Origin of the sequence: Aeromonas sp. FDAARGOS 1407 (genome assembly GCF_019048725.1) — a bacterium.
In the GTDB taxonomy this organism is placed as follows: Bacteria; Pseudomonadota; Gammaproteobacteria; order Enterobacterales; family Aeromonadaceae; genus Aeromonas; species Aeromonas enteropelogenes.
In genome coordinates this window covers 4,035,190-4,060,156 of record NZ_CP077399.1, presented here as the reverse complement: position 1 = coordinate 4,060,156, position 24,967 = coordinate 4,035,190, and the positions used below count along the sequence as shown (strand labels likewise).

Below are 24,967 nucleotides of genomic sequence, written 5' to 3'. Positions count from 1 at the left end.
TGCTACTCCTCTTCTTTGTTCTTCTTCATCATCTTGGGTTTGTAGGCCCCACCCAACCGTTCATTGAGCCGATCCAGAAAGCAGTTGATCCGTGCCCGGTTGGTGCCAAGGTCACTGCGTCCCTGACGGGAGGCGGAGCGCATGTCGATGCGGGTCTCCTTGGGGCCGGCAAAGACCCGCAGCGCCACATCATCCTGAAAGCCGAACCAGGAGGTGGTGACAACGGCATCGAGCCCGTGGGGGCTCGGACGTACCTGCCAGCCCAGCTCTGTCATCAGTGCGTTGGCCTCGGCGATCACCTCGGCCCCGGAGGCTCGGGTATAGAGAGGACCGGGGTTGCCGGCAAAAACTTTCAGGGGAGGCGCATTGACGGGCAGATCCGCCGGGGTTCTGAGTTCGCTGGCCCAGCTCAGGGCGGGGGGATGATAGGGATCCGTGCTGACATCGTTGGTCAGTGGCATGCGCCACGCCTGCACCAGGAACAGCAGGGGCAACAGCAGCGGGATGGCCCCCCACAGGTTGGATGCCTTGTTTCGGCTCCAGGGCAAACGTACCAGCAGGAAGAGAGAGAGCAACGCCCCGGCCAGACAGAGGGTAAAACCCAGCCACCAGGGCCAGAGATGGATACGGCTACCGAGGACCCCTACCAGAGGAACGAACCAGGCCAGCAGTGGCCACAAGATGGTGCTGGGCATAGCGCGGGATCCATGGATTGAGTGGGCAATGCCGAGAAGGATAAACCTAATAGCCTGATAACGTTAGCAAATTGAAGCCTGTTCGGCGATTTTTTGGCCACGACGACAAGATTGCTCGTTCGGAGCATGCGCTCCCATAGTTGCCTTGCGAAAGCGGGGGTGACAGCCCTGCAGGATAGGGCGGGGAGACCTGATGTGGAGCGGGGAGGCTATCAGCCAGGCGCAGTCTGCAGCGTGGCACCCGTTGAGCTGAGATGTGGTGAGTACCACCGGGTTGCGATACCCGGTGGTATATCACCTGCGAGAAGTGTATCGACCGGATCACCAGAATCCGATCAGGTTCATCCAGGCTCCACCAAGCACGACCCAGATGGTGAGAGAGACAAGGGAGACCAGGAAGCTGACACCCCACCATTGCCCTGTGGTGTTGTATCCGGACCCGAACAGCGCCGGACCGGGGCCGCCAGAGTATTGGGTCAAGCCCATCGACAGGTTCGAGGTATAACCCAGTACCAGAGCTGCAAACAATGGGGGGGTCCCCACCGAAATGGCGACGGCCAGGAAGGCCAGATACATGGCCGAAATATGGGCCATGGCCGAGGCAAAGAAATAACGGGTATAGAAATACACCAGCACCAGAATGGCGAAGACGGTCAACCAGTCAAAATGATCGACATAGCTGACGATATGCTCCGATATCCAACCGATCATGCCATATTTATTGAGGGCGTTGGCCATCATCACCAATACGGCAAACCAGAACATGGTGTCCCAGGCCGTTTTTTCTTCAATAATGTTTTTCCATGACATGATATTGGAGACGAGCAGGATCGCCAGGCCAATAAATGCCGAGAGTGTTGCCGGGATCGAGAAAACAATGTCGCCCAGGGTCCATAACAGGATCAACAGGACAAAATCGAAGGCCAATATTTTTTCTGCAAGAGACATGGGGCCCATTTTTTGCAATTGTTCACGGGCCAGCCCAGAGATCTCCGGTGTTTTTTTCAATTCTGGCGGGTAAAAGAAATAGAGTGCCAGTGGCAGCAAGATCAGCGCAGCGAGACCGGGCACGATGGCGCCGACAAACCAAGTTGTCCAGCTAATCTCCACCCCCTGACTTCTGGCCAATTCGGCAACCAGTGGATTCCCCGCCATAGCTGTCAGGAACATGGTACAGACGATGGCATCTATCTGGGAGACGCATAGCATCAGGAAGGCGCCGGCCCTTCTCGCTGTCGGACCTGGTTCGGATTGATATGCGGTAGCGATGGATTGGGTGATGGGGTACGGCGTTGTTTCCCAAATTAGCCAGAAAGTCATGACTTCGCCTGCCCTGGGTGACCGCTACACTCGGGGCTGTCTGACAGGTAGTTCCAAGGTATTCAGTTTGTTTATGGCGCTGACATACGCCATGACTTCTCCCACCTGACCATTGTAGTTACGCAGACTGATTTTCCCCGTCAGCAACTGCTTGAACCGATACATCGCCGTCTCTGCCAGTGAGCGACGGTGATACCCCGATATCTTCTTCCAGTGCGCCAGCCCTTCCTTGCGTATCACCAGCACAACGTCATTTCTTGGATGTCCTTTTTTCCATAACCCCGCGCTCTTGCGAGGCGGGATACAGGCTGTCGCCCCTTTGCGCGAGATAAGCTGATGGCTGGCTTTGCTGTCATAGGCGCCATCTGCATAAACTCGTCCCAGCTTGCGCCGCAGTGGATTGAGCAAGGTCGGCAACACCTCGGCATCATGGACATTTTCTAATGACACCTCCGCCGCCACGATATCGTGGGTTACCGGGTCTACTGCCAGATGCAACTTGCGCCAGACTCGCCGTTTTTCGGCGCCGTGTTTTCTGACCTTCCACTCGCCTTCACCAAACACCTTCAGCCCGGTTGAGTCGATAACCAAGTCGGTAATGCGTCCCTTTGGGGGCTGTCGATAGGCCACTGTCACCGTACGTGCTCGCTTGCTGACACAGCTATAGTCCGGTGCACACAACGGCACATTCATCAACTCGAACAGGGAGTCTAGTAGTCCCTGGGTTGCCCGCAGAGTGAGGTTGAACATCCCCTTGAGCATCAGGAAGGTGGCGATGGTTTGGTCGGTGTAGAGCTGGCTACGGCCCCGCCGTCCATGATGGTCGTGGTGAAACCAGTTGCTCATGGCCTCGGCATCAACCCAGAAGGTGAGTGAACCACGATTAATCAAAGACTTGTTGTATTTAGGCCAGTTGGTGATGGGGTGAAGCGACGTGCCCATAATGCAGACTTGAAGAGGATGGTGATGATCAGATCACCGAGTCCTCAGTTAGTTCCACTCAAGCTTCATCGATTTGGGCAACAACGCCGAGCAAAACTCAACATATCTTATTCCTTTGCCTCACTCCATTAAAGGTTGTGAGCGAGCAACAGACGCTCACAGCAACAAAAAATTCATGAGCGGTATCAATAACTGCGTAGCAAACAAGCTCAGAATCCAAAGTACATAAATTAACCTCGTTCTACTGTTCTACTGGTAGTGAAGATGAAAGATTGCCCAATTCGATCTCTATTCGAGTCTATTTTTGTGATCATTTCATCGATACTATCCTTCCATCTTTTGCATTATGTCTGATGCTGCCTGGAGTGATAACGGATACAGAGCCTTTGTTGGGTTAAAAATTGACCATATATATGGCAATGTGCTTGGTGGCGAGATCATCCATCCTTAACTCGACAAGTCTCGAACAGCCCCTTGTCCTACTTGATTCGTTCAAAAACTGAGTAGTGGTGCCTGCCTAGGGGTGAGAGATGCAGCCAATCGCGCTTCCTCAAAAATCCTCTCTCACTCACCACTATGAGTGGCTTCATTGTGATCCCTTTTGGGTTGAGCAGTTTCCAGATACAGATCTTCCTTCCTGACACGAAGCAAGCTACTCCACCATGATCTGGATGGACCTCGGATGAGGCACTGTTCTTGGGTGATCTTCTGGATTACTCACCGCGACTTTTTTGAGCGGCCACAGAAATAAAGAAGGGATATAGACGGGCTGAAAATGACATGGATATGTCAAGTCTGTGAAGGTCGTTGGATGTCTGATAACAACCCCATGGGATACTGAGATTGTTATGATGGCAGATGATTTTATCATCTTGTCAATAAAGCGATATGGCGTTGAATAATGCGTTATCCAGGGTGGAATATAAGTGCAGTGAAGTAATCATTTATCATCATGAATGGTAAGCTCCACAACCTTATTGTGTTATCAATTTGTTGTTGGCGCTCAGCGTTACTGCGTCCACTCTTGTCGCAATGATGATGATAGTTATATGACAGTTACCTTTATTGACGTTTAAATCGGCAAAATCACTCAATATTTGTGTGCAATTAGTAGATTTTAATTGATCGTGATTATTTATTTTTAATTTGCTGTGTGGTGTTATAAGTATTTGTTTTATAAGTATTTTATGTGAACGGCTTTTGCTGGTCACTGCATCGTCAATAAATAATCAATTGACTGCAAATAATGCATGCATATACCATGCGGCGCAAATGGCTCTTGTGCCTAATGACCTCTAACACAGAATAGAGGCGTAATCGGGTTGTTGTTATAGATAACAAGAAAGATATTGCATTTTCGATATTTAGAGCATTTGCTTTAGTGTGTCGAAAATGCACCGTCGGCCAATGAATCTTTCGTCGGTTATATCGGCGTGGCCGTCAACTGTCATATCTTACAGTTGATGGGGAGGATGTTGGCTATAAGCTTTAGGGCCTTGATGTGACCCTTAACTTGGTATTTAGAGCATGGGAAAAGGAATTGATGGCGCCACTGTCGCGCCCAAAGAGCGTATTAATATCAAATATGTGCCGGCAACCGGTGGTCAGCAAGCGGAAATAGAACTTCCGTTGACCATGATGGTGGTCGGTAATATGAAAGGGCGTACCGAAGACACTCCCATCGAGGAGCGCCAAACCGTCTCAATCGACAAGAATAACTTCTCTTCCGTCATGAAAGAGTCCGCACTGGAGCTGAAGTTTGCCGTTCCCAACCGCCTGGAGGAGAACAGCCAGGACGAACTGCCGGTGTCGATCAAGATCCAGTCTCTGGAAGACTTCACCCCTGACAGCGTGGCCCAGCAGGTTCCCGAGCTGCGCAAGCTGCTGGAACTGCGCGAGGCACTGGTTGCCCTGAAAGGGCCGCTGGGAAATATTCCTGCCTTCCGCAATCGTTTGCAGGATCTGCTGTCCAGTGATGAGGCTCGTGAGCAACTGCTCAAGGAGCTGGATTTGATTAAGCCAGCCGAGTGATCGGCGGGTTGTATTGATTGACGAGAAAGGAATAAACATGTCTTTGGTCGAAGAACAGGTTCAAGCGGGGGCGAGTGCCGCCTCCTCGTCCTCCCTGCTGGACGAAATCATGGCGCAGGCTCGTATCACCCCGGTTGACGAGGGATACAGTGTTGCCAAACAAGGCGTCGCCGCCCTGATCGCCAACATTCTGGACAGTGGTAGCACGGCTGAGCCGGTCAACAAGGCGCTGGTCGACAGCATGATTGTCGAGCTCGACAAGAAGCTGAGCAAGCAGATGGACGTTATCCTGCATGCCAAGGAGCTGCAGGAGATGGAGTCCTCTTGGCGTTCGCTGAAATTGCTGGTGGATCGCACCGATTTTCGTGAAAACATCAAGATCCAGGTGCTTCATGCGACCAAGGAAGAGCTGCTGGAAGATTTCGAATTTTCACCCGAAATCACTCAATCCGGTCTCTACAAGCATGTTTACTCCACTGGCTATGGCCAGTTTGGTGGTCAGCCCATCGGGGCCGTGATCGGCGATTATGCCTTTACCCACAGCTCGCCCGATATCAAGCTGATGCAGTATGTCAGCGCCGTCGGTGCCATGGCCCATGCGCCTTTCATCTCCTCCGTTGCGCCTGCCTTCTTCGGTGTCGACAGCTTCACCGATCTGCCCTCCATCAAGGATCTCAAGTCGGTCTTCGAAGGCCCGGCCTACACCAAGTGGCGTTCACTGCGTGAATCCGAAGATGCCCGTTATCTGGGGCTGACCGCTCCGCGCTTCCTGGCGCGTCTGCCGTATGATCCGACCGAGAACCCCATCAAGGGCTTCAACTACCGGGAAGATATCAGCTCGGATCACGATCACTATTTGTGGGGCAACACCGCCTACCTGATGGGCACTTCCCTGACCGACAGTTTCGCCAAGTATCGCTGGTGCCCGAACATCATCGGTCCCCAGAGTGGTGGTGCCATCCATGATCTGCCGGTGCATGTCTATGAGGCCATGGGTCAGCTGCAAGCCAAGATCCCGACCGAAGTGCTGATCACCGACCGCCGCGAGTATGAGCTGTCGGAAGAGGGTTTCATCACCCTGACCATGCGCAAAGACAGCGACAATGCCGCTTTCTTCTCCGCCAACTCGGTGCAAAAGCCCAAGGTCTTCCCGAACACCAAGGAAGGCAAAGAGGCCGAGACCAACTACAAGCTGGGTACCCAGCTGCCTTACATGTTCATCATCAACCGTCTGGCGCACTACATCAAAGTGCTGCAGCGCGAGCAGATCGGCTCCTGGAAGGAGCGTCAGGATCTGGAGCGCGAGCTCAATGGCTGGATCAAGCAGTACGTTGCCGATCAGGAGAACCCGCCGGCAGACGTACGCAGCCGTCGCCCGCTGCGTGCCGCCCAGATCAAGGTGCTGGACGTGGAAGGGGAACCGGGCTGGTATCAGGTCGCCATGGCCGTGCGCCCGCACTTCAAGTACATGGGAGCCAGCTTCGAGCTGTCTCTGGTAGGTCGACTGGACAAGGAATAATGCCCGATGCCGCATCTCTCTTCCTGGGATAGAGGAAATGCGGCCAGTCTGTTTGATCGTATCCGGGGGGAGGGGCTGGTCTCTTCCCCCCGTTCGGAAGCGGATGAGCTGGTCGAGTCTGTCAAACGGCAGCTCGAACAGATCCTCAATACCCGTCCCGGCAATTGCCGCAGTGCTCCCGATCTGGGTGTCATCGATCTCAATGACGCGACCCAGGGCAGTGCGGATATCAAGGGGCGGATCCGCGAGGCGATCCGGCAGTGCATCCGCCGTTATGAACCGCGGATCATTCATGTGGATGTCCGTTCACCCGACTATCAGGCGACTCCGCTTGAGATGTCGTTTCAGGTGACGGCCCACGTGAGGCTGGAGCATATCGAGCAGGTTACCTCGTTCAACGTCCATATGGACAGTCACCGTCACTACCGCATGGTCTGATCAATGTCGCTGGAACATTACTTCAGGGATGAGTTGGCATTTTTGCGCCTGCAAGGGCGCGAATTTGCAGATAGCCATCCCGAGCTCACCCGCTTTCTGTCGGAGCAAAATTCCGATCCGGATGTGGAGCGCCTGCTGGAAGGCTTCGCGTTTCTCACCGGCAATCTGCGCGCCAAGATAGAGGATGAGTTTCCCGAGCTGACCCATGGTCTGCTCAATATGCTCTGGCCCAACTATTTGCGTCCCGTGCCCAGCATGACCATCATGCAGTTTTCGGTCATTCCGGGCGCCATTGCCCAGCCTGCGCTGGTCAAGCAGGGATGCCAGCTCGACAGTCTGCCTCTGGACGAGGTGACCTGTCATTTCCGTACCTGTCACGATACCTGGGTCTATCCGGCGGATATTCGTCATATCGCGGCCCAAAGCGGCAACGATCTCTCCACCATCTCGCTGGACATCTCCCTGCATGCCCCCTTGCCGCTGAGCGAGCTGCAACTGGACAAGTTGCGCCTGTACCTCGGTGGTGACAGCTACACCGCCTATGAGCTCTACTTCTGGCTCTCCAACCAGCTTTCCCACATTGAGCTCGAGATCGACGGAAAGCGCTTTCGCCAGGAGGCCAGTGCGCTTAAACCGGTCGGCTTCGAGCGCGACGATGCGCTGTTGCCTTATCCGAACAACGTCTACTCCGGCTACCGGATCCTGCAGGAGTATTTCTGCTTCCCGGAAAGCTTTCTGTTCTTCGAACTCGCCGGTGGCGACTGGCCGAAACAGCCGTTGCCAGTGAGCGAATTCAAACTTCACTTCTGCTTCGATCGGCCCCTGCCGGCGGAGCTCAAGATCCGTCCCGACTCCTTCATGCTCAACTGTGTGCCGGCCATCAACCTGTTCCAGCACGACAGCGAACCGGTCAACCTCAATGGGCGTCAGGCGGAGTATCCGCTCAAGGCGAGCTATCGCCATGCGGACAGCTTCGAGATCTTCTCGGTCGACGACGTCGAGGGGTGGGTCGAGGGCAACCAGGGTCGCTCGCGCGGTACGCCGCGCATCTATCAACCGTTCGAGAGCTTCCAGCACCAGATTGAGCGGGCCAAGCAACGACTGGCACTTTACTACCGGGTACGGGTCAAGGAGTCGGTGAGCGGGGATGGCTTCGATCACTATCTGTCGTTCGTGCGCGGGGACGAGACGGTTACCCACGAGCTTGACGAGTCGATCTCGGTCACCCTGACCTGTACCAACCGCTCTCGTGCCGCGCGGCTCAAGGTGGGCAGCATCTGTGTGCCGACCGGCAGTTCACCCTCGTTTGCAACCTTCCGCAATCTCATCAGGCCGACCCGGCCACTGCGTCCGGCCCTCGACGGCAGTTTGCACTGGACCCTCATCTCCAACCTGTCGCTGAACTATGTCTCCCTGCTGCGGCGCGATGCGCTGGTGCAGGTGCTGCGCACCTATGACTTTCCCGCGCTGCACGACAAGCAGGCGGAGCAGGCGTCGCGCAAGCGTCTGGCGGGGATCGAGGAGATCAAGACCAATCCGGTTGACCGTCTGGTGCGCGGCATGCCGGTGCGCGGGCTCAAGTCACAGCTCTCAATTCGCCAGTCCGCCTTTGGCAGCGAAGGGGAGCTTTATCTCTTCAGTACCGTGCTGGCCCACTTTTTCTCGCTGTATGCCAGCGTCAATGCCTTCCACCTGCTTGAGGTGGTCAATCTCGACAACAAGGAGCGTTACCAGTGGCCAGTCCAGATCGGTCAACACTCCCTGATGTGACGTCCGGCAAGGACGCACCGCGTTTCAATTTCTTCCAGCTGGTGGAGTTGCTCAACCGGCTGGATGGTGCCGATCAGGAGCGAGGGCTCGACTATCTGCCGGGGAACGAGAACATCCGTTTCAAGGCGACTGCCTCCCTAGGCTTTCCCACCAGCGACGTGTTGCAGATTGGCCAGGACGCACAGGGACGCCACGAGCTTGAAGTGGCGTTTCTCGGTCTGCACGGCAGCCAGTCTCCCATGCCCGGCTACTACCTGGATTCCCTGGCGTGGGAATACGCCCAAGGGGAGCAGAAGCTCGGCCTGTTTCTGGATTTTTTCCACCACCGCCTGCTGACCCTGCTGCACCGCCTCTGGCGCAAGTATCGCTACCACGTGCGCTTTCAGGACAACGGGGAGGATGGTTTTTCCCGCCTGATGTTCGCCCTGGTGGGGCTCGGTAATGAGGCCGTCTGCCGCAGCCTGCCGGTCAACCGCGCCAAGATGCTCTCCTATGCAGGGCTCCTGGCCAGCCCCAGCCGCTCCCCCGAAGTGGTAGCTGGTTTGGTGGCCCACTGTTTCGATCTGGCGGACGTGGAGGTGAGTGCCTGGCAGTGGCGCAAGGTGCCCATCCATCCGGATCAGCAAAACCGGCTGGGCCAGGCCTGCGCCACCCTGGGAGGGGATTTCGTCATCGGCGACAAGGTGAACGATTGTGCTGGCAAGTTTTTATTGAAGATCAACGATTTGAGTTTTAGCCAGTTTCTCGGGTTTCTCCCGAACGGGGAGCACTTCCATGCCCTGGTGACCTTTGTTTCCTTCATCCTGCGAGACCAGTTGGCCTGGGATCTGCGACTTGGCTTCGGCCAGGAACAGGCCAGGGGATTGCGTCTGGGGGAGGAGCAGAGCGCGCGCCTGGGGTGGAGTACCTTTCTCGGTCAGCCACCGAGTGATCCGTTCGTGACCATCTGTGTACAGGAATAAGCGCAGGAAATTAAGTGTAGGAACAAGTGCAGGAGTGAATGTGGACGATTTTAACCAGCAACTATCCCTGGTGGTGCTCAACAGCGAACAGCTCGACGGCAGCCAGCAGGTGCAGTACCGCTTCGACGAGACGGGGGGCACCCTGGGAGCCTCCGAGCAGGATGACTGGCAGCTGCGGGACAGACTGGGGGCCGTGTTGCCGGCCCATGCCCGGATCGAACTGCATGACGGTCGCTTCTGCCTGTGTGATCTGAGCGGACAGACCTATATCAATGGTGCCACCTCGCCCATCGGGTGGGCCCGCAAGGTACACCTCGAACAGGGCGACGAGCTGATCGTCGGCCCGTTCCGGTTGCGAGCCTATCTGGGCGCCGTTTCTCCCGAACAGAGCCTGCAGCAGGTGCTGGGCACTCGCCCCGCCGAGCAGCTCGACGAGTGGCTGGCCGGGGATGAACCCGCCCGGACCATGGACGATCCACGCACCCTGGCTGCCGATCCCTTGCTGGCATTGCAGCAGGAGCGCGCAGCCTCGGCCCCGCTGGCGGATGCCCGCCTGCAGGCGCAGTTGCACTCCCAACCGGATACGGATCCCGTATCCCTGGCCCCCTTTTCTGCCGTCGAGAACACCATGAACCAAGAATTTCTGGATATGCCGAACATCGAGACCCATCCCGACTATCAGCCCTCCCTGGATGGTGTTGACCATGTGGCCCTGACGCCGCTGATGCGCGGTTTGGGTCAATCCCTGCAACTGCAGGACACCCAACAGGCCCACGACATGCTCGAAGAGATGGGCAAGACGGTGCGGGCCATGGTGGAGGGGTTGCTGCAGTTGCAAACCGAACAGGCGGCGCTGGCAGACAAGCACCTGCGCCCCATCGAGGACAACCCGCTGCGCCTGGGCCTTGACTATGACGAGACCCTGGCGGTGCTGTTTGCCGAGCAGAAGAGCCCGGTCCACCTGAGTGCGCCGGCGGCGGTGGCCGAGAGTCTGCACAATGTGCGCATCCACCACGTGGCAAACCAGCAGGCCATCGGCGCGGCGCTGGACAGCATTCTGCAAGCCTTCTCGCCCCAGGCGCTGCTCGGCCGGTTCGAACACTACCGCCGCAGCGGCGCGCCGGGCATGGCCGACGAGGGCTGGGCCTGGAACATGTACCAGCACTACTACCGCGAACTCACTTCTGCCCGTCAGCAGGGGTTCGACAAGCTGTTCCACCAGGTTTATGCCCAGGCCTATGACCAGGCCGTGCGTCAGCAACAGGGACTGATTTGATGATACGCGCGCTGATGCTGGGGGCGGCTCTGCTGGCCCTGGCGGGCTGTACCACCATGGGCAAGATGGCCGACGTGGCCATGAACCCGGACATCCAGGTGGGCAGCAATGATGATCAACCTTCCACCCTGGGGCTGAGCCTGCTGGCGGAGCCGGACGTCAACCCCAACGAGAGCGGGGAGGCGGCGCCCATCGAGTTTCAGGTGGTGGTGCTGGCGGAAGACTCCAAGCTGCTCGCCACCGATTACGACCAGGTGACCGAGGACGTGGAGAAGGCCCTTGGCAAGAACTACCTGGACCATCAGGACTACACCCTGCTGCCGGGCCAGTTCAAATACCTGCCTCCCGTCAAGCTTGACGAGAAGGTGCGTTACATCGGGGTGATTGCCCGCTACGCCGATCCGGACAGCGCCGAGTGGCGCAAGGTCATCAAGGTCAAGAGCAAGGGGCGCGCCTATCAAATCCTGGTGCATCTGCGTCTGGATGAAGTGGAACTGAAGAAAGAAGAAGAATAATTATGTCGAGTCGAAATCGGGTTATCTGGCGTGAGGGGCTCTTCATCAAGCCCCAGCACTTCCAGCAACAGCAAAGACATTCGGATTACGCGCTGCACGCCAGGTTGAGCGCGCTGTCTGACTATTTCTACGGGCTGCAGTCGCTCGCCATCAACGAGGATTACCTCGGCTTTGGCCGCATCGCCCTGGTGGGGGCCACCGGCATACTGCCAGACGGTACCGTGTTTAACATCCCCAACGACGATGTGCTGCCGACGCCGCTGGAAGTCACCGATGCCTCGGTGGCCAACCAGAAGGTCTATCTGGCGCTGCCGCTTTCGGTGAGCGGCGTCAACGAGGTGGGGCAGGGCGGTCAGGTGGCTACCCGGCTGCAGGCCCATCGCCATGATGTGCGCGACCTGCACAGCGAAGGGGGAGACGTGGTCTCCCTCGAAGTGGGTCGGGTCAGCCTGCGCCTGATGCTGGAGCGCGAAGATCGCAGTGCCTACGCCTCCTTGGCCATCGCCCGCATTCTGGACAAACGCCCCGATGGCGGTCTGGTGCTGGATCCCAACTTCATGCCCTGCAGCATCAGCGTGTCGGCCATTCCGGCCCTCAAACGCTTCCTCGGCGAGTCGGCGGGTTTGGTGGCGGAGCGGGCGCGCAGCCTCTCCCAGCGCATCGCCGCGCCCGGCCAGCAAGGGGTGGCCGATGTGGCCGAGTTCATGATGTTGCAGCTCCTGAACCGGGCCCAGCCCCAGCTTTCGCATCTGGCGCGCCTTGGCACCCTGCATCCGGAGCGGTTGCACGAGGCCCTGGTGCAACTTTGTGGCGAGCTGATGACTTTCACCGACGAGTCTCGCCTGCCGCCGGAGTTCCCGGCCTATCGGCACGACGATCAACAGGTGAGCTTCGAGCCGGTAATGCTGGCCCTGCGTCAGGCGCTGAGCACAGTGCTGTCACCGCGCGCCGTCTCCATCCAGCTGCGCAAGCACCAGTACGGCATAGTGGTGGCCATGGTGAACGAGAGTGAGCTGATGCAGAGCGCCGATTTTGTATTGGCGGTGCGTGCCCGCATGCCCCAGGAGCAACTGCGCAAACAGCTGCTGCAACAGACCAAGGTGGCCTCCAGCGACAAGATCCGCGAGCTCATCAGCCTGCAGTTGCCCGGCATTCCGCTGCTGCCGCTGCCGGTGGCGCCGCGCCAGCTGCCCTATCACGCCGGTTACAGCTACTTCCAGCTCGACAGGCAGAGCCCGGCCTGGCAGATGCTGGCGGTCAGCAACACGCTCGCCTTCCACATTGCCGGCGACTTCCCCGAGCTCGACATGCAGCTTTGGGCCATCCGCAGCCAATGATCGCATCAAAGGAATAAGCAGAGATGACGACGGACATTATCAAGAACGAGCAACTCAGCGACCTGCTGTTCGATCATGCCGAGCAGCTGGACATGGATTCGGACTATTGGTTCCGCCTGCGCGGCCAGAGCATCAATCCCATGATCGATGCGGTGACCCCCTTGTTGGGGCTGGTGCAGCGAGTGCGCCTGCTGTCACGCTACGATCGGGTGCCCGAGCTCTACCAGCGGGTGGTGACCGAGATCCAGGCCATTGAGCAGGAGCTGATGGCCCAGGGCTACGAGAACGGTGTAGTGCTCTCGTTTCGCTACATCCTCTGTACCTTCATCGACGAGGCCGTGATGGGCCGCGACTGGGGCAGCCAGAGCGAATGGTCCCAGCACTCCCTGCTGGCCCGTTTCCATAACGAGACCTGGGGTGGCGAGAAGGTGTTCGTGCTGCTCGCCCGCCTGCAGGAAGACCCCGAGCGCTATCGCGACATCCTGGAGTTCATCTACCTGTGCCTCTGCCTCGGCTTCGAAGGGCGTTACAAAGTGATGAACAAGGGGCAAGGGGAGTTCGAACGCATCGTCCGGCAGTTGCACAGACAACTGGCCCCCGAGAGCGCCGCCGAAGCCCCCAGCGTGTTTCACCTGGACCTCGGCCGGCAGGCCTCCCGCTATCAGCTGCGCAAGCAGATCTCCCTGCGCAGCCTGTTCATGGGGGGAGCCCTGATCCTGGCCATCATCTTTGGTCTCTATCACTACCAACTCAATAACCAGACCCAGGACGTGCTGCGTCAACTGGGCGAATTATTAAAATAATTTTCTTAAGGAGAGCACGCCTTGATTCGTATAGAGCTACCGGTACTGGTGGAAAGACTCAACCCCATCTGCCGTCACATGCTGGAGGAGGCTGCGGCCCTCTGCGTCAACCATCAGGGAGCCGAGATCCGCATCGAGCACCTGCTGCTCAAGATGCTGGAAACGCCCCTGTGCGATGTACGCCAGATCCTGAAAATGGCCGGGGTGGAGGTCGAGGAGCTCAAGACCCTGCTGCAACCCTCCGCGGCTGACAATGGCTATGGTCAGGGTTATCCTTCCTTCTCGCCACTGCTGGTCGAGTGGCTGCAAGACAGTTGGTTGCTCGCCTCTGCCGAGTTGCACCATGGTCAGCTTCGCAGCGGCGTCATGCTGCTGGTGCTCCTGATGACCCCGCAGCGCTACCTGCCCGGCTCCGTGACTCGCCTCTTGGCCAACGTCAACCGCGAGCTGTTGCGCCAGCAGTTTGACGAGTGGGTCAAGGAATCTGCCGAGACCCAGGTGGCGGCTGCCAGTGGCAGTGCCGCCAAGAGTGCGACCGGGGCCGCCCTGCCGGCCGATGCCAGCCTGCTGGCCCGCTTCACCGTCAACGTGACCGAGCAGGCCCGTCAGGGCAGCCTGGATCCCGTGCTCTGCCGGGATCACGAAATCGACCTGATGATCGACATCCTCTCCCGCCGTCGCAAGAACAACCCCATCGTGGTTGGCGAGGCCGGTGTCGGTAAAAGCGCCCTGATCGAGGGGCTGGCCCTGCGCATGGTGGCGGGACAGGTGCCCGAGAAGCTGCGCGAGGTGGAGCTGATGACGCTCGATCTCGGCGCCATGCAGGCCGGTGCCTCGGTCAAGGGGGAGTTCGAGAAGCGCTTCAAGGGAGTGATGCAGGAGGTCAAGGACTCAGTGCGTCCTGTCATCCTCTTCATCGACGAGGCTCACACCCTGATCGGTGCCGGCAACCAGGCCGGTGGGATGGATGTCTCCAACCTCATCAAGCCGGCGTTGGCCCGGGGTGAGCTGCGTACCATCGCCGCCACCACCTGGAGTGAATACAAGAAGTACGTGGAAAAAGACGCCGCCCTGTCGCGCCGTTTCCAGCTGGTCAAGGTGAGCGAGCCTAATGCTGACGAGGCCACCGTGATCCTGCGCGGCCTGCGCAGCATCTACGAGAAAGCCCATGGGGTGCTCATTGATGAAGAGGCGCTGCAAGCCGCCGCCCAGCTCTCCGCCCGCTACATCTCCGGGCGTCAGCTGCCGGACAAGGCGATCGATGTGCTCGATACCGCTTGTGCCCGGGTGGCCATTAACCTGACCACGCCGCCACGCGCCGTCAGCCACCTGCAAAACGAGCTGCGCCAGCGCGAGCTGGAGATCCGCCAGTTGGAGCGCCAGAGCCTGATCGGGCTCGGTGACAACGAAGAGCGACTGGTCGAGCTGCAGGCCGAGCAGCAGCGTTGCCGTGATGCCCTGCGCGAGCAGGAGTCCCGGTGGCAGCAGCAGCAGGCGTTGGTCCACCAGATCGTCGAGCTGCGTGCGGCTCTCCTGGCCGACGAGCAGGGGGAAGCCCTGGACCTGGCAGATGCCCCGCTCGATCCCCAGGCCGCTGCCGAGATGCTGGCCGGGCTCGAGTACGAGCTTTCCACCTTGCAGCAGGGGGAAGTGCTGGTCTCCGCCCACGTCGACAAGAAGCAGATTGCGGCGGTGATCGCCGAGTGGACCGGAGTGCCGCTCAATCGCATCTCCCAGGGGGAACTCGACGTGGTGACCAGGCTGCCCGAGTACCTCGGGGATCTCATCAAGGGGCAGGATGTGGCGGTGACCCACCTGCACAAACACCTGCTGACTGCCCGCGCCGATCTGCGTCGCCCGGGCCGACCGCTGGGGGCCTTCCTGCTGGTGGGGCCGAGCGGGGTCGGCAAGACCGAAACCGTGCTGCAGATTGCCGAACTGATGTTTGGCGGGCGCCAGTATCTGACCACCATCAACATGTCCGAGTATCAGGAGAAGCACACTGTCTCCCGCCTGATCGGCTCGCCCCCCGGCTACGTTGGTTTCGGCGAGGGGGGCATACTGACCGAAGCGATTCGTCAGAAGCCCTACTCTGTGGTGCTGCTGGATGAGGTGGAAAAGGCCCATCCGGACGTGCTCAACCTCTTCTATCAGGCGTTCGACAAGGGCGAACTGGCGGACGGGGAAGGGCGCATCATCGACTGCAAGAACGTGGTCTTCTTCCTCACCTCCAACCTCGGCTTCCAGACCATCGTCGATTACGCCGAGCGGCCGGACGAGCTGCAGGATGCTATCTATCCGGAGCTTGCCGCCTTCTTCAAGCCGGCGCTGCTGGCGCGGATGGAAGTGATCCCTTACTTGCCGCTCGGCCACGACACCCTGGTGCAGATCGTAGGGGGCAAACTCAACCGTCTGGTCAAGCTGCTCAAGGAGCGTTTCGGGGCCGAGGTGGTGCTGGAAGAGGCCGTGGCCGAAGAGATACTGCTGCGCGCCAATCGCAGCGAGAACGGTGCCCGCATGCTCGAATCCGTCATCGATGGCGCCCTGCTGCCGCCGGTCTCCCTGCAGTTGCTGCAGCGTCTCTCGGCCGGTGAACCCATCAACCGGGTTCGTTTTTCCGTGGCCGATCACCAGTTTGTCGCCGAGGTGGAGGGCTGACCATGGAACAAGCCCTCGCATTTGCCCTTGCGTTGACCGAGCAGCGGGACGAGCAGCATCTGTGCCACTGGTGGACATCGACCCTCGAGGCCAGCTTCCAGCCCAAGGGGATCCTGCTTGGCATGCTGGATGTGAGTGGTCGCCAGCTCGAATGCAAAGGCTGGGTCAAGGGGCGGGAAGTGTCCCTGGCGCTGGCGGTGGATGATTTCTCCCATCCCCTTGCCTATGTGCTGCACAAGGCGCAGTCCCGTACCTGGGACTCTCTCTACGGCGGTGCGCGCATCGAGCACGCAGGGTTTCGGGCCCTGCTGGCCAACCTCGGCCAACAGTGCGGCCTGCACGCCTTTCCCCTCAAGGATGCCAATGGCAAGCCGTTTGCCGTGCTGGCCATGATGGATGATGGCGACGTGTTGCAGCAGTGGGCGGAACGTACCGAACTGGCCCAGCTCTCCCAGGTGTTTTGCAACCAGCTCACCCTTATCCGCGATCTGGGGCGTAGCCGTCGGGATCAAACGGTATTGCGCGACTCCCTGCGCCAGATGAAGGGGGAAGGGGAGCTGCTGCGTCAGCACGAGAAGCTGCTTGGCGATCAGCTGGTCGGCCAGTCGGCGGTGATCCGCGGGCTGCGCGAGCAGATAAGCCAGGCCGGTCGCCACAAGCTGACCGTGCTCATCCAGGGGGAGACCGGCAGTGGCAAGGAGGTGGTCGCCCGCCTGGTGCACCAGTGCTCCGAGCGCGCCGCCAAGCCGTTCGTGGCCATCAACTGCGCCGCCATTCCGGAGAACCTCATCGAGAGCGAACTGTTTGGTTACCAGAAGGGAGCCTTCTCCGGCGCACTCTCCAACAAGGTCGGGCTGGTGGCCCAGGCCAATGGCGGCACCCTGTTCCTGGACGAGGTGGGCGACATGCCCGCCACCATGCAGGCCAAGTTGCTGCGGGTGCTCGAAACCCGCAGCTACCGGCCCCTGGGTTCCGAGCAGGAGTGTCACTCCGATTTTCGCCTCATCGCCGCGACCCATCAGCCGCTCACCCGTCATGTGGAGGAGGGGGTATTTCGTGCCGACCTCTACCACCGTCTCTGTCAGTGTCTGCTGCTGATCGCCCCCTTGCGCGAGCACATGGAAGACATCCCCATGCTGTGCCAGCACTTCATGGCCCAGTTTGCCGCTCAGGATGGCAAGGCGCTCGCCGGGTTGCATCGCAAGTTCCTCAAACAGCTGCAAAGTTATGACTTCCCCGGCAACGTGCGCGAGCTGCGCAACCTGTTGGAGGTGGCCTGTGCCCACTCCCGCCACGGTGAAGAGGTGATGCTGGAGGCATTGCCGCCCGAACTGCGCGAGCGGATCTGCGCCCTGCTGCCCAGCATGCTGGATGATTACAACCACATCCGGGATCTGCGCCGGGCCATGCAGCAGTACGAGGCCTCCGTCATTGAGGCGCGCCTGCGCTACTTCCAGGGCAACCGCATGCTGGTGGCCGAGAGCCTGAACATTCCCAAACGCACCCTGGATCACAAGTGCCAGAAACTGGAGGTGAACTGATGAGCGTCATCGCCCTATTGCCCCTGTTGCTGGCCAGCGGTGCCGCGGCGCCGGACATGGCGGCCTGGCAGACGTGCCGGCAGGAACCCTCGCCGCTGGTGCGTCTCGCCTGCTATGACGCTATCGGCAGCGATCAGGCGCCGACCAATGAGAAGGGCGCCGCCCGCTCCCCCGCCTGGCAGGCCATCTGGGCGCAGGAGCAGGCTCGCACTCCGCAAACCCCTCCTTTCTTGCTGGTGCAGGATGAGGGGCAGGGCAGTGTCACCCTGACCCGTCCGGCCCTGCGCGGGGCGACCCTGGCCATCGGTTGCGTCGACAGCATCACTCACGTCAGGCTGCGACTGGACACCCCCTGGGTCGGGGAGCGGGTGCAGATTGAACTCGATGGTCAACCGAGCCGCGCCTCCCAAAGCTGGTTCGTGCGGGATCAGGGGCTGCTGCTCGAATATGGTCGCGGCCTGCCCGCCATCGAGGAACTCAAACGCTGGTTTGGGGCTCGCGAGTTGCAGGTGCGGGCCGACAACGGTGCCCTGCTGCGCATCGATCTGAGCGGTTTGAAAGAGGCGCTGGTTCCCCTGCGCCAGCAGTGTCGCTGGTAGGGGGCCCGATGAGCTATCAACACCCCTGGTGTGAACGCCTGCTTGCCAGCTTGCCGGATGAACAGATCAAGGGCCAGGTACAGGCCGACGAGCCGCGCTGGGACTATGTAGAGAGCGAGCTGGTCAAGCTGGGATCCTTGGCCCACAGCCAAGTGGATCTCAATGCGGTGGCTGACGCTTGTCTCTTCCTGCTGGAGAACCGCACCAAGGACATGCGGGTGCTGGCCCAGCTGCTGCGCTGTCTGCAGCATCCGGCCAAGGCGACGCCTTTCGGCGCCGCCCTCAGCCTGCTGGAAGCCTGGATCGGCAGCTACTGGCTGCTGGCCTGGCCCGGCAATGCCACCCAGAAGCAGCGCTTGATGGTGCAGATCGTCAAGCGCTTCGAGGGGGCGCTGCCAAGGGTCTGCGAAAGCGCCTCGGCAGCCGAGCTGGCCCAGTTGCTGGTGCAGGCCGAACAGCTGGAAACAGGCTGGTTGGCCCAGTGTCCCGACAAGGGAGAGCTGCTCGATCCGCTGTTGACGGGGCTGAAGCGAGCCCAGCGCCAGCAGGCCACACAAGCTCAGGCCGATGCCGCCCAACAGCCGCAGCAAGGCACGCCGGCGGCCGCGAGTGCAACGGCCTCGTCAGCCAGCACGGCGGCAACCATGGTGCTGAGCGGCGGTGGCGGCGGCAGTGCCGGTGTCGAGATCGACAGTTCCAATGATCGCGCCTGGCGCCAGACCCAGCTCAAGGTCGCCGAGCTGTTGATCGAGCGCCAGCCGGAGGCGCCAGTGGGTTATCGCCTGCGCCGCCACGCCATCTGGGCCGGGATCACCACGCCGCCCATGACGAGCCGGGACAACAAAACCCAGCTGGCCCCCATGTCGGTGGACATGGTGGATGAGTATCGCGCCGCCATGAGCTCGCCGGATCTGGCGCTCTGGCAGCGTATCGAGCAGAGCCTGACCCTGGCCCCCTACTGGTTCGAGGGGCATCGCCTCTCCGCTGAGGTGGCACAGAAGCTGGGATTTGCTGCCGTCGCCCAGGCCATCATGCAGGAGCTCGACGGCTTCTTGCAGCGTCTGCCGGCCCTGCGGGAGCTCACCTTCAGCGATGGCTCTGCGTTCCTCTCCCCCGAGTGCAGCCGCTGGCTGCAGCCGGCCAAGGGAGGAAGCGGCAGCGAAGGGGGATCCTCTTTGGCCGAAGAGGTGGCCCAGCGCCATGGGGAGCAGGGAGTGGCTGCGGCCCTGGCCCTGCTCGACGAGCGAATGGCACAGCTGAAAGAGCCAAGAGACCGTTTCCATGCCCAGTTGGTGCAGGCGGAGCTGTTGGCGCAGGAAGGCATGGAGGCGCTTGCGCGCCAGCACTATCAACACTTGTGGCAAGAGGCAACCCGGCTGGGGTTGGCGCAATGGGAACCGGGACTGGTCAGCCGCCTGGAAAGCCATGTGGCCCCGTTGTCGAAATGAATGCCGAAATGAGTCATTGAGTCGGAGTTGGATCACATTTTATGTTCAAAACCATCTTTACCTTTCTGCGGCAACAGCTGCCGAAATTGAAGCCCTCCTGGCCCCTGCTCGGTGTGGTGCTCTGGGCCGTCGCCCTCATCCTGGCCTGGTGGCTGGGACCCCGTCTCGAGTTCCGCGAAGCCAAGCCGCTTGAGCCGCTGTGGGGACGGGTCGTGTTCACCCTGCTCTGGCTCTGGCTGCTGCTGGGGGTCATCTCCTGGCGAGTGTGGCGCAAGATGCAGCAGCTCAAGGCCGAGCGCAAAACCGAGGTCCTGCTGGAGCAGGATCCGGTCAAGGGGATCATCGACCGGCAGGCATTGTTTCTGGACCGCTGGCTGCAGGCGCTGAATGACCATCTGGGCAAGGGGGCACTCTACGCCATGCCCTGGTATCTGGTGCTGGGGCTGCCCGGCAGCGGCAAGAGCAGCCTGATCCATCGCGCCAACCCGGCCAACAAACTCAACCCCAGGCTCGACACCGAACTGCGCGACGTGGCGCAGGATCAGCTGATCGACTGCTGGCTGGGGGAGCAGGCGGTGATGCTGGATCCCGCCGGTGAACTCCTGTCCCAATCCGAACCCGAGCTAGACCCTCTGGCCCGCAAGCATGAGCGGCTCTGGCTGCATCTGCTGAACTGGCTCAATGAACATCGTCGTCGCCAGCCCCTCAACGGTCTGGTACTGACCGTGGATCTGGCCTGGCTTTCCCATGCCAGCGTGGCCGAGCGCAAGGCTTATGCCCAGCTGATGCGCTCCCGCCTGCAGGAGGTGTCGGCCACCATGAACACCCGGTTGCCGCTCTATGTCACCTTCACCAAGCTCGATCTGCTGCGTGGCTTCGATGTGGTATATGAGCAGCTCGACAAGGAGGCCCGTGAGGCTGTGCTGGGGGTGACCTTCAAGCCGGGCGCTGACTGGCAGCAGGATCTGGCCCTGTTCTGGGATCAGTGGGTGGACAACCTCAACAGCAATCTGCCCGAGCTGATGCTGGCCAGGCTCGATGCCGCCCAGCGTAACGCCCTGTTTTCCTTCGTGCGCCAGCTGGCGGGCCTCAAGGATTATGTGACCAGCCTGCTCGATGAAACCCTGGCTATTGAAGAGAGCAAGCCGCTGCTGGTGCGGGGGGTCTACATCAGCTCCGTCTATCAGCAGGGGGTACCGTTCGATGCGTTTGCCCAGGCGGCTTCCCGCCGCTACAACCTGCCGGAGCCCATCCACTCGGCCCTGCGCGGGGAGTCCAACACCTACTTCGTGCGCCAGCTGTTCTCCGGCATCATTTTCCCCGAGGCCCATCTGGCCGGGGAGAACCGGTTGCACACCCTTTACCGCCGTCGCCGTATGGCCATCGGCCTTGGCTGCCTGTCGCTTTTCTCGGCAGCCCTGATCGGCGGTTGGCACTACTTCTATCGTGTGAACGAAGAGGCGGGGCGCAACGTGCTGACCAAGGCCCAGGCCTTTATGGAAACCAACGAGGTGGCCGACGAACACGCCTTCGGTGTGAGCCAGCTGCCGCGACTCAACCTCATTCGTGAGGCGACCCTCTCCTTTGGCAACTACCGTGAGCGCATGCCGCTGGTGGCCGACCTTGGCCTCTATCAGGGGGACGAGATTGGCCCCTATGTGGAAGGATCCTATCTGCAACTGCTGAGCCTGCGCTTCCTGCCGGCCCAGATGCAGGGCTTGCTGACGGATCTCAACCAGGCGCCGGCCGGCAGCGAGGAGAAACTCGCCATCCTGCGGGTGATGCGGATGCTCGACGATGCCTCCGGTCGCAACAAGGCGCTGGTGGAGCAGTATATGGCGAGCCGCTGGCAGCAGGCCTTCCCGGGGCAGGGTGCGGTGCAGGAGCAATTGATGGGGCACCTCGAATACGCCCTCGATCACACCAACTGGTATGCGGCCCGGGCAGCCCGCGATCAGGCGGCCATCACAGCATTCGTTCCCTTCAAGGAGCCTATCTATGGCGCCCAGCGCGAGCTTGGCAAACTGCCCATGTATCAGCGGGTCTACCAGAACCTGGTGGTGAAGGCGGACGATGTGCTGGCGCCGGATCTCAACGTGCGCGACGAGGTGGGGCCGACCTTCGACACCGTCTTTGCCCTGCGCAATGAAGAGGCGGGCCTGCTGCCCCGCTTGCTGACCTGGCCCGGTTTCAGCGACTTTTTCCTCAAGCAAGACAAGGCGCTGATCGACCTCACTGCCATGGACGCCTGGGTGCTGGGCCAGCGCAAGCTGAGCCAGCTGAGCGATGCCGATCGCAAGGAGATCACCCGTCAGGTCAACGACCGCTACGTCACCGACTACGTCAACCAGTGGCAAAAACTGTTGAACAACCTGGACGTGCAGACCCTGGCCAGTCCCGAGCAGGCGCTGGACGTGCTGGCGGCCATTACGGGCAACGATCAGCCGTTCCAGCGGGTGCTGGCGACCCTCGATGACAACACCCGTATCCGCAAGATCTCCGATGTGGAGGGGGATCCGGCCCAGGCCATCACCTCCCGCATCGGGCGTCCCTTCATGGCGGCCAATGCCACCCTGAGCGGTCGCGGCGAACAGGGACCACTCATCCAGGAGGTGAACCAGAAACTGATGGAGCTGCAGCACTATCTGGAGCTCATCGTCAACGCCACCGAGCCTGGTCAGTCGGCCCTCAAGGCAGTGCAGCTGCGCATGACCAACAAGTACGCAGACCCGGTGTTTGCGCTGCAACAGTACGCCCGCGGCCTGCCGGCGCCACTCGATCGCTGGGTGGGGCAACTGGCGGATCAGAGCTCGCGACTGGTGATCGATCTTGCCATGTCCTCCCTCAACCAGGAGTGGCAGGACAAGGTACTGACCCCGTTCAACAGCCAGCTGGCCGATCGCTATCCGTTCAATCCAGGCTCTGCCAAGGATGTGCCCCTCTCCGAGATGGAGCGCTTCTTTGCTCCCAACGGGACTCTCGACAGCTTCTATCAGGTCAACCTCAAACCCATGGTGGAGAGCGGCCTGATGGAAGGGGAGTTCAGCTCCCCGGTGCAGGCCGAGCTGGTCAAGCAGCTGGACAGAGCCGCGCGCATCCGCCAGATCTTCTTCAGCCAGCAAGGCAATCTGGAGGTGCAGTTTGCCGTCGAGCCCATCGAGCTCACCGCCAACAAGCGGCGCAGCGTGCTGAATCTGGATGGCCAGCTGCTGGAGTACGCCCATGGCCGGCGCACCAAGATCCCGTTGGTATGGCCCAACACCATGCGTGACGGTGCCGAGAGCAAGATCACCCTGGTGCCGGCCGCTCGCGAGCGTTCACCGCGCAGCGAAGGCTTCATCGGCCCCTGGGCCATGTTCCGCTTGATGGACAAGGGGGAGCTGACCCAGGTGAGCGAGGCGACCTTCGATGTGCGCTTCCCGGTGGATCAGGGGGCCATGACCTATCGCGTCTATACCGACAGCGTGCAGAACCCCTTCACCGGTGGCCTGTTCAGCCAGTTCAGATTGCCTGAATCCCTCTATTGATAAAGCGGGGGCACCCGGTGCCCCCACAAGCTGTGGAAGTCGACATGTCACAAAATCAACAAGGCCAGCAGGCGCTCAAGGTGGGACGGGATCCCCGGATGCTGCCGGAATATGAAGCGCTGCGCGCCGAAATCAACAAGCTCAGTCACGCCTCCCGACCCGAGGTGGACTGGCTCAAGATCCATCAGCTTGCCAGCCAGATCTTCGAGAAACACGGGGTGGATCTGCAAACTGCCATCTATTTCACCCTGGCGCGCTCCCGTCTGCAGGGCTTGAGCGGCTTCACCGAAGGATGCGAGTTTCTCGCCAACCTGATCGTGACCCAGTGGGAGAGTTTCTGGCCGCCGGTGCATCAGGAGCGGGCCCGTGTCGAGATGCTGGACTGGTTCATCGCCCGTATCAGCGACGTGATCCGCCAGTACCAGATCAGCCACGAAGACAAGCGGCTGGTCTATCGCTGCGAGCGGGCACTGCAACTCATCAGTGAAAAGCTGCACAACGCGGGCCTGAGCCGCATTCCCCGGGTCGAGAATCTGGTGCACTTCATCGAGGGGTATACCCACCTGTTCGATGAGACCGAGATCGTCATCGTCTCCGATGAACCCGGCCTCAAGGAGGATCTGCAGATCCCGCCCATGGTGTTTTTCAAGCCGGATATGGAGCACGACACCGGCCCCTCATCGGCATCCGCCACGCCGCACCTGCCCCAGGGCAGCATACTGGTGGGCCGGGAGAAGGGTCAGGTCAAGCCGACTGTGCTCAAGATTGAGCAGCACCGCAAGCCCCGTCCGGCCTGGTTCTGGTTTGGCTGTGGCCTGCTCAGCTGCGCCCTGCCGGTGATGGGGTGGCTGGGCTGGCAGCACCAGCAGCAGGAAAAAATAGTGGCAGCCGAGCGGTTGCAGCAGCCGGCCACCGAGCTGCCAAGGGCACTCAGCTACGACGATATCCGCCAGGCACGCATCGTCCTTGGTGAGCAGACCCTGCAAGGGATGGAGGGCGAGCTGGTGGCCCGCTACCAGGCCCAGCTGAGCCGGCTGGAGCAGACCTCGCCGCTCTATTGGTATCGCTACGGGGAAGGATTGCGCAGCTCGCTGCAGATGCTCTACCCCGACTCGCTGGCGGTCAAGGCGCTGGACAAGCAGTGGCAAAACGCCTTGGCCAGCCAGGATGTGAACAACAACAGGGTACCGACCTATCTCGATGCCCGGGCCGGGGTGGATGCCCTGCTCGATCAACTGCTGGAGCTCGAACGCCAGCGCAAGACGGTGACCATCTCCTACCTCAAGTCCCAGCTCTACGAGGTGCAGAAGAACCTGATGCAGGACATTCCATTCAGCCTGCGCCTGAGTGAACTGGAGGCGCGAAAAGCATCGCAAGAGCCCATTACCGCCGCCGAGTTGAAAGGGCTGGAAAATGACCTCAAAACGCTCAATATCCGGCTCTATCAGCTACAGCAGGCACAAACTGGCAGCTGATTATTCTGTGTTGAGCAATTTTTTGCGTGCCCATTGGTGAGATTCACTGTTAGGGCAAGCTCTTGCAGAGTTGTGGCCGGTTTTGCGCAAGACCTTGCGAGTTATTGCCTG

At 60.2% G+C, this 24,967-nt stretch carries 18 protein-coding genes; 15 read left to right on the top strand and 3 right to left on the bottom strand.

The window, feature by feature from the left end; all coding sequences use genetic code 11:
* Positions 1 to 2: 2 nt before the first annotated feature.
* The 3 genes from I6L37_RS18965 to I6L37_RS18955 form a co-directional block, all read right to left on the bottom strand.
* Entirely contained in the window at positions 3 to 695 is a 693-nt protein-coding gene (locus I6L37_RS18965) for a DUF1499 domain-containing protein (RefSeq protein ID WP_216992671.1), read from the bottom strand.
* Positions 696 to 1,016: 321 nt separating this feature from the next.
* Entirely contained in the window at positions 1,017 to 2,015 is a 999-nt protein-coding gene (locus tag I6L37_RS18960) for a DASS family sodium-coupled anion symporter (RefSeq protein ID WP_216992670.1), read from the bottom strand.
* 24 nt (positions 2,016 to 2,039) lie between these two features.
* Positions 2,040 to 2,957: an IS5 family transposase gene (locus I6L37_RS18955; protein WP_216991975.1), complete on the bottom strand. Its 918-nt coding sequence runs from the start codon at positions 2,955 to 2,957 to the stop codon at positions 2,040 to 2,042.
* A 1,527-nt stretch (positions 2,958 to 4,484) separates the two neighbouring features.
* Between I6L37_RS18955 and tssB the strand changes: the two genes are divergently transcribed.
* The 15 genes from tssB to I6L37_RS18880 are packed head-to-tail and all read left to right on the top strand — an operon-like array spanning position 4,485 to position 24,856.
* Positions 4,485 to 4,988 (top strand): type VI secretion system contractile sheath small subunit, encoded by a 504-nt coding sequence (gene tssB / locus I6L37_RS18950; RefSeq protein WP_042028451.1) that lies wholly within the window; start codon positions 4,485 to 4,487, stop codon positions 4,986 to 4,988.
* 37 nt (positions 4,989 to 5,025) lie between these two features.
* Complete coding sequence (gene tssC / locus I6L37_RS18945) at positions 5,026 to 6,507, top strand: type VI secretion system contractile sheath large subunit (RefSeq protein WP_026457012.1); 1,482 nt, start codon at positions 5,026 to 5,028, stop codon at positions 6,505 to 6,507.
* Positions 6,508 to 6,513: 6 nt separating this feature from the next.
* On the top strand, positions 6,514 to 6,945 hold the full coding sequence (tssE, locus tag I6L37_RS18940; protein WP_042028453.1) for a type VI secretion system baseplate subunit TssE: 432 nt from the start codon (positions 6,514 to 6,516) through the stop codon (positions 6,943 to 6,945).
* 3 nt (positions 6,946 to 6,948) lie between these two features.
* On the top strand, positions 6,949 to 8,715 hold the full coding sequence (gene tssF, locus I6L37_RS18935; protein ID WP_216992669.1) for a type VI secretion system baseplate subunit TssF: 1,767 nt from the start codon (positions 6,949 to 6,951) through the stop codon (positions 8,713 to 8,715).
* Positions 8,679 to 9,677 carry a type VI secretion system baseplate subunit TssG gene (tssG, locus tag I6L37_RS18930; protein WP_026457015.1) on the top strand — a complete coding sequence of 333 codons (999 nt, stop codon included), beginning with the start codon at positions 8,679 to 8,681 and terminating at the stop codon, positions 9,675 to 9,677. The genes tssF and tssG overlap by 37 nt, the downstream gene beginning before the upstream one ends.
* A 40-nt stretch (positions 9,678 to 9,717) precedes the next feature.
* Positions 9,718 to 10,953, top strand: a complete 1,236-nt coding sequence (tagH, locus tag I6L37_RS18925) for a type VI secretion system-associated FHA domain protein TagH (protein ID WP_216992668.1) — start codon at positions 9,718 to 9,720, stop codon at positions 10,951 to 10,953.
* Positions 10,953 to 11,468 (top strand): type VI secretion system lipoprotein TssJ, encoded by a 516-nt coding sequence (tssJ, locus tag I6L37_RS18920; protein WP_042028457.1) that lies wholly within the window; start codon positions 10,953 to 10,955, stop codon positions 11,466 to 11,468. Before tagH ends, tssJ begins: the two co-directional genes overlap by 1 nt.
* Positions 11,469 to 11,470: 2 nt before the next feature.
* On the top strand, positions 11,471 to 12,805 hold the full coding sequence (gene tssK, locus I6L37_RS18915) for a type VI secretion system baseplate subunit TssK (protein WP_026458012.1): 1,335 nt from the start codon (positions 11,471 to 11,473) through the stop codon (positions 12,803 to 12,805).
* A gap of 23 nt (positions 12,806 to 12,828) precedes the next feature.
* Entirely contained in the window at positions 12,829 to 13,608 is a 780-nt protein-coding gene (gene icmH, locus I6L37_RS18910) for a type IVB secretion system protein IcmH/DotU (protein ID WP_042028462.1), read from the top strand.
* A 21-nt stretch (positions 13,609 to 13,629) separates the two neighbouring features.
* The gene (gene tssH / locus I6L37_RS18905; protein WP_216992667.1) at positions 13,630 to 16,266 is read left to right on the top strand and encodes a type VI secretion system ATPase TssH; all 2,637 of its coding nucleotides are present in this window, start codon (positions 13,630 to 13,632) and stop codon (positions 16,264 to 16,266) included.
* 2 nt (positions 16,267 to 16,268) lie between these two features.
* Entirely contained in the window at positions 16,269 to 17,807 is a 1,539-nt protein-coding gene (locus I6L37_RS18900) for a sigma-54-dependent Fis family transcriptional regulator (protein WP_216992666.1), read from the top strand.
* Positions 17,807 to 18,406 (top strand): type VI secretion system-associated protein VasI, encoded by a 600-nt coding sequence (gene vasI / locus I6L37_RS18895; RefSeq protein ID WP_216992665.1) that lies wholly within the window; start codon positions 17,807 to 17,809, stop codon positions 18,404 to 18,406. The genes I6L37_RS18900 and vasI overlap by 1 nt, the downstream gene beginning before the upstream one ends.
* Positions 18,407 to 18,414: 8 nt before the next feature.
* Positions 18,415 to 19,854, top strand: a complete 1,440-nt coding sequence (gene tssA / locus I6L37_RS18890; protein WP_216992664.1) for a type VI secretion system protein TssA — start codon at positions 18,415 to 18,417, stop codon at positions 19,852 to 19,854.
* Positions 19,855 to 19,895: 41 nt separating this feature from the next.
* Positions 19,896 to 23,381 (top strand): type VI secretion system membrane subunit TssM, encoded by a 3,486-nt coding sequence (gene tssM, locus I6L37_RS18885; RefSeq protein ID WP_216992663.1) that lies wholly within the window; start codon positions 19,896 to 19,898, stop codon positions 23,379 to 23,381.
* A gap of 44 nt (positions 23,382 to 23,425) precedes the next feature.
* The gene (locus tag I6L37_RS18880; protein WP_216992662.1) at positions 23,426 to 24,856 is read left to right on the top strand and encodes a VasL domain-containing protein; all 1,431 of its coding nucleotides are present in this window, start codon (positions 23,426 to 23,428) and stop codon (positions 24,854 to 24,856) included.
* Positions 24,857 to 24,967: the final 111 nt, after the last annotated feature.

Bases quoted from the DNA above. Each gene is read 5' to 3' on its own strand.
- tssF (WP_216992669.1), top strand. From the start codon at position 6,949: ATGTCGCTGGAACATTACTTCAGGGATGAGTTGGCATTTTTGCGCCTG.
- tssE (WP_042028453.1), top strand. From the start codon at position 6,514: ATGCCGCATCTCTCTTCCTGGGATAGAGGAAATGCGGCCAGTCTGTTT.
- I6L37_RS18955 (WP_216991975.1), bottom strand. From the start codon at position 2,957: ATGGGCACGTCGCTTCACCCCATCACCAACTGGCCTAAATACAACAAG.
- icmH (WP_042028462.1), top strand. From the start codon at position 12,829: ATGACGACGGACATTATCAAGAACGAGCAACTCAGCGACCTGCTGTTC.
- I6L37_RS18965 (WP_216992671.1), bottom strand. From the start codon at position 695: ATGCCCAGCACCATCTTGTGGCCACTGCTGGCCTGGTTCGTTCCTCTG.
- tssA (WP_216992664.1), top strand. From the start codon at position 18,415: ATGAGCTATCAACACCCCTGGTGTGAACGCCTGCTTGCCAGCTTGCCG.
- tssK (WP_026458012.1), top strand. From the start codon at position 11,471: ATGTCGAGTCGAAATCGGGTTATCTGGCGTGAGGGGCTCTTCATCAAG.
- I6L37_RS18960 (WP_216992670.1), bottom strand. From the start codon at position 2,015: ATGACTTTCTGGCTAATTTGGGAAACAACGCCGTACCCCATCACCCAA.
- I6L37_RS18880 (WP_216992662.1), top strand. From the start codon at position 23,426: ATGTCACAAAATCAACAAGGCCAGCAGGCGCTCAAGGTGGGACGGGAT.
- tssM (WP_216992663.1), top strand. From the start codon at position 19,896: ATGTTCAAAACCATCTTTACCTTTCTGCGGCAACAGCTGCCGAAATTG.
- I6L37_RS18900 (WP_216992666.1), top strand. From the start codon at position 16,269: ATGGAACAAGCCCTCGCATTTGCCCTTGCGTTGACCGAGCAGCGGGAC.
- tssJ (WP_042028457.1), top strand. From the start codon at position 10,953: ATGATACGCGCGCTGATGCTGGGGGCGGCTCTGCTGGCCCTGGCGGGC.
- tssC (WP_026457012.1), top strand. From the start codon at position 5,026: ATGTCTTTGGTCGAAGAACAGGTTCAAGCGGGGGCGAGTGCCGCCTCC.
- tssB (WP_042028451.1), top strand. From the start codon at position 4,485: ATGGGAAAAGGAATTGATGGCGCCACTGTCGCGCCCAAAGAGCGTATT.
- vasI (WP_216992665.1), top strand. From the start codon at position 17,807: ATGAGCGTCATCGCCCTATTGCCCCTGTTGCTGGCCAGCGGTGCCGCG.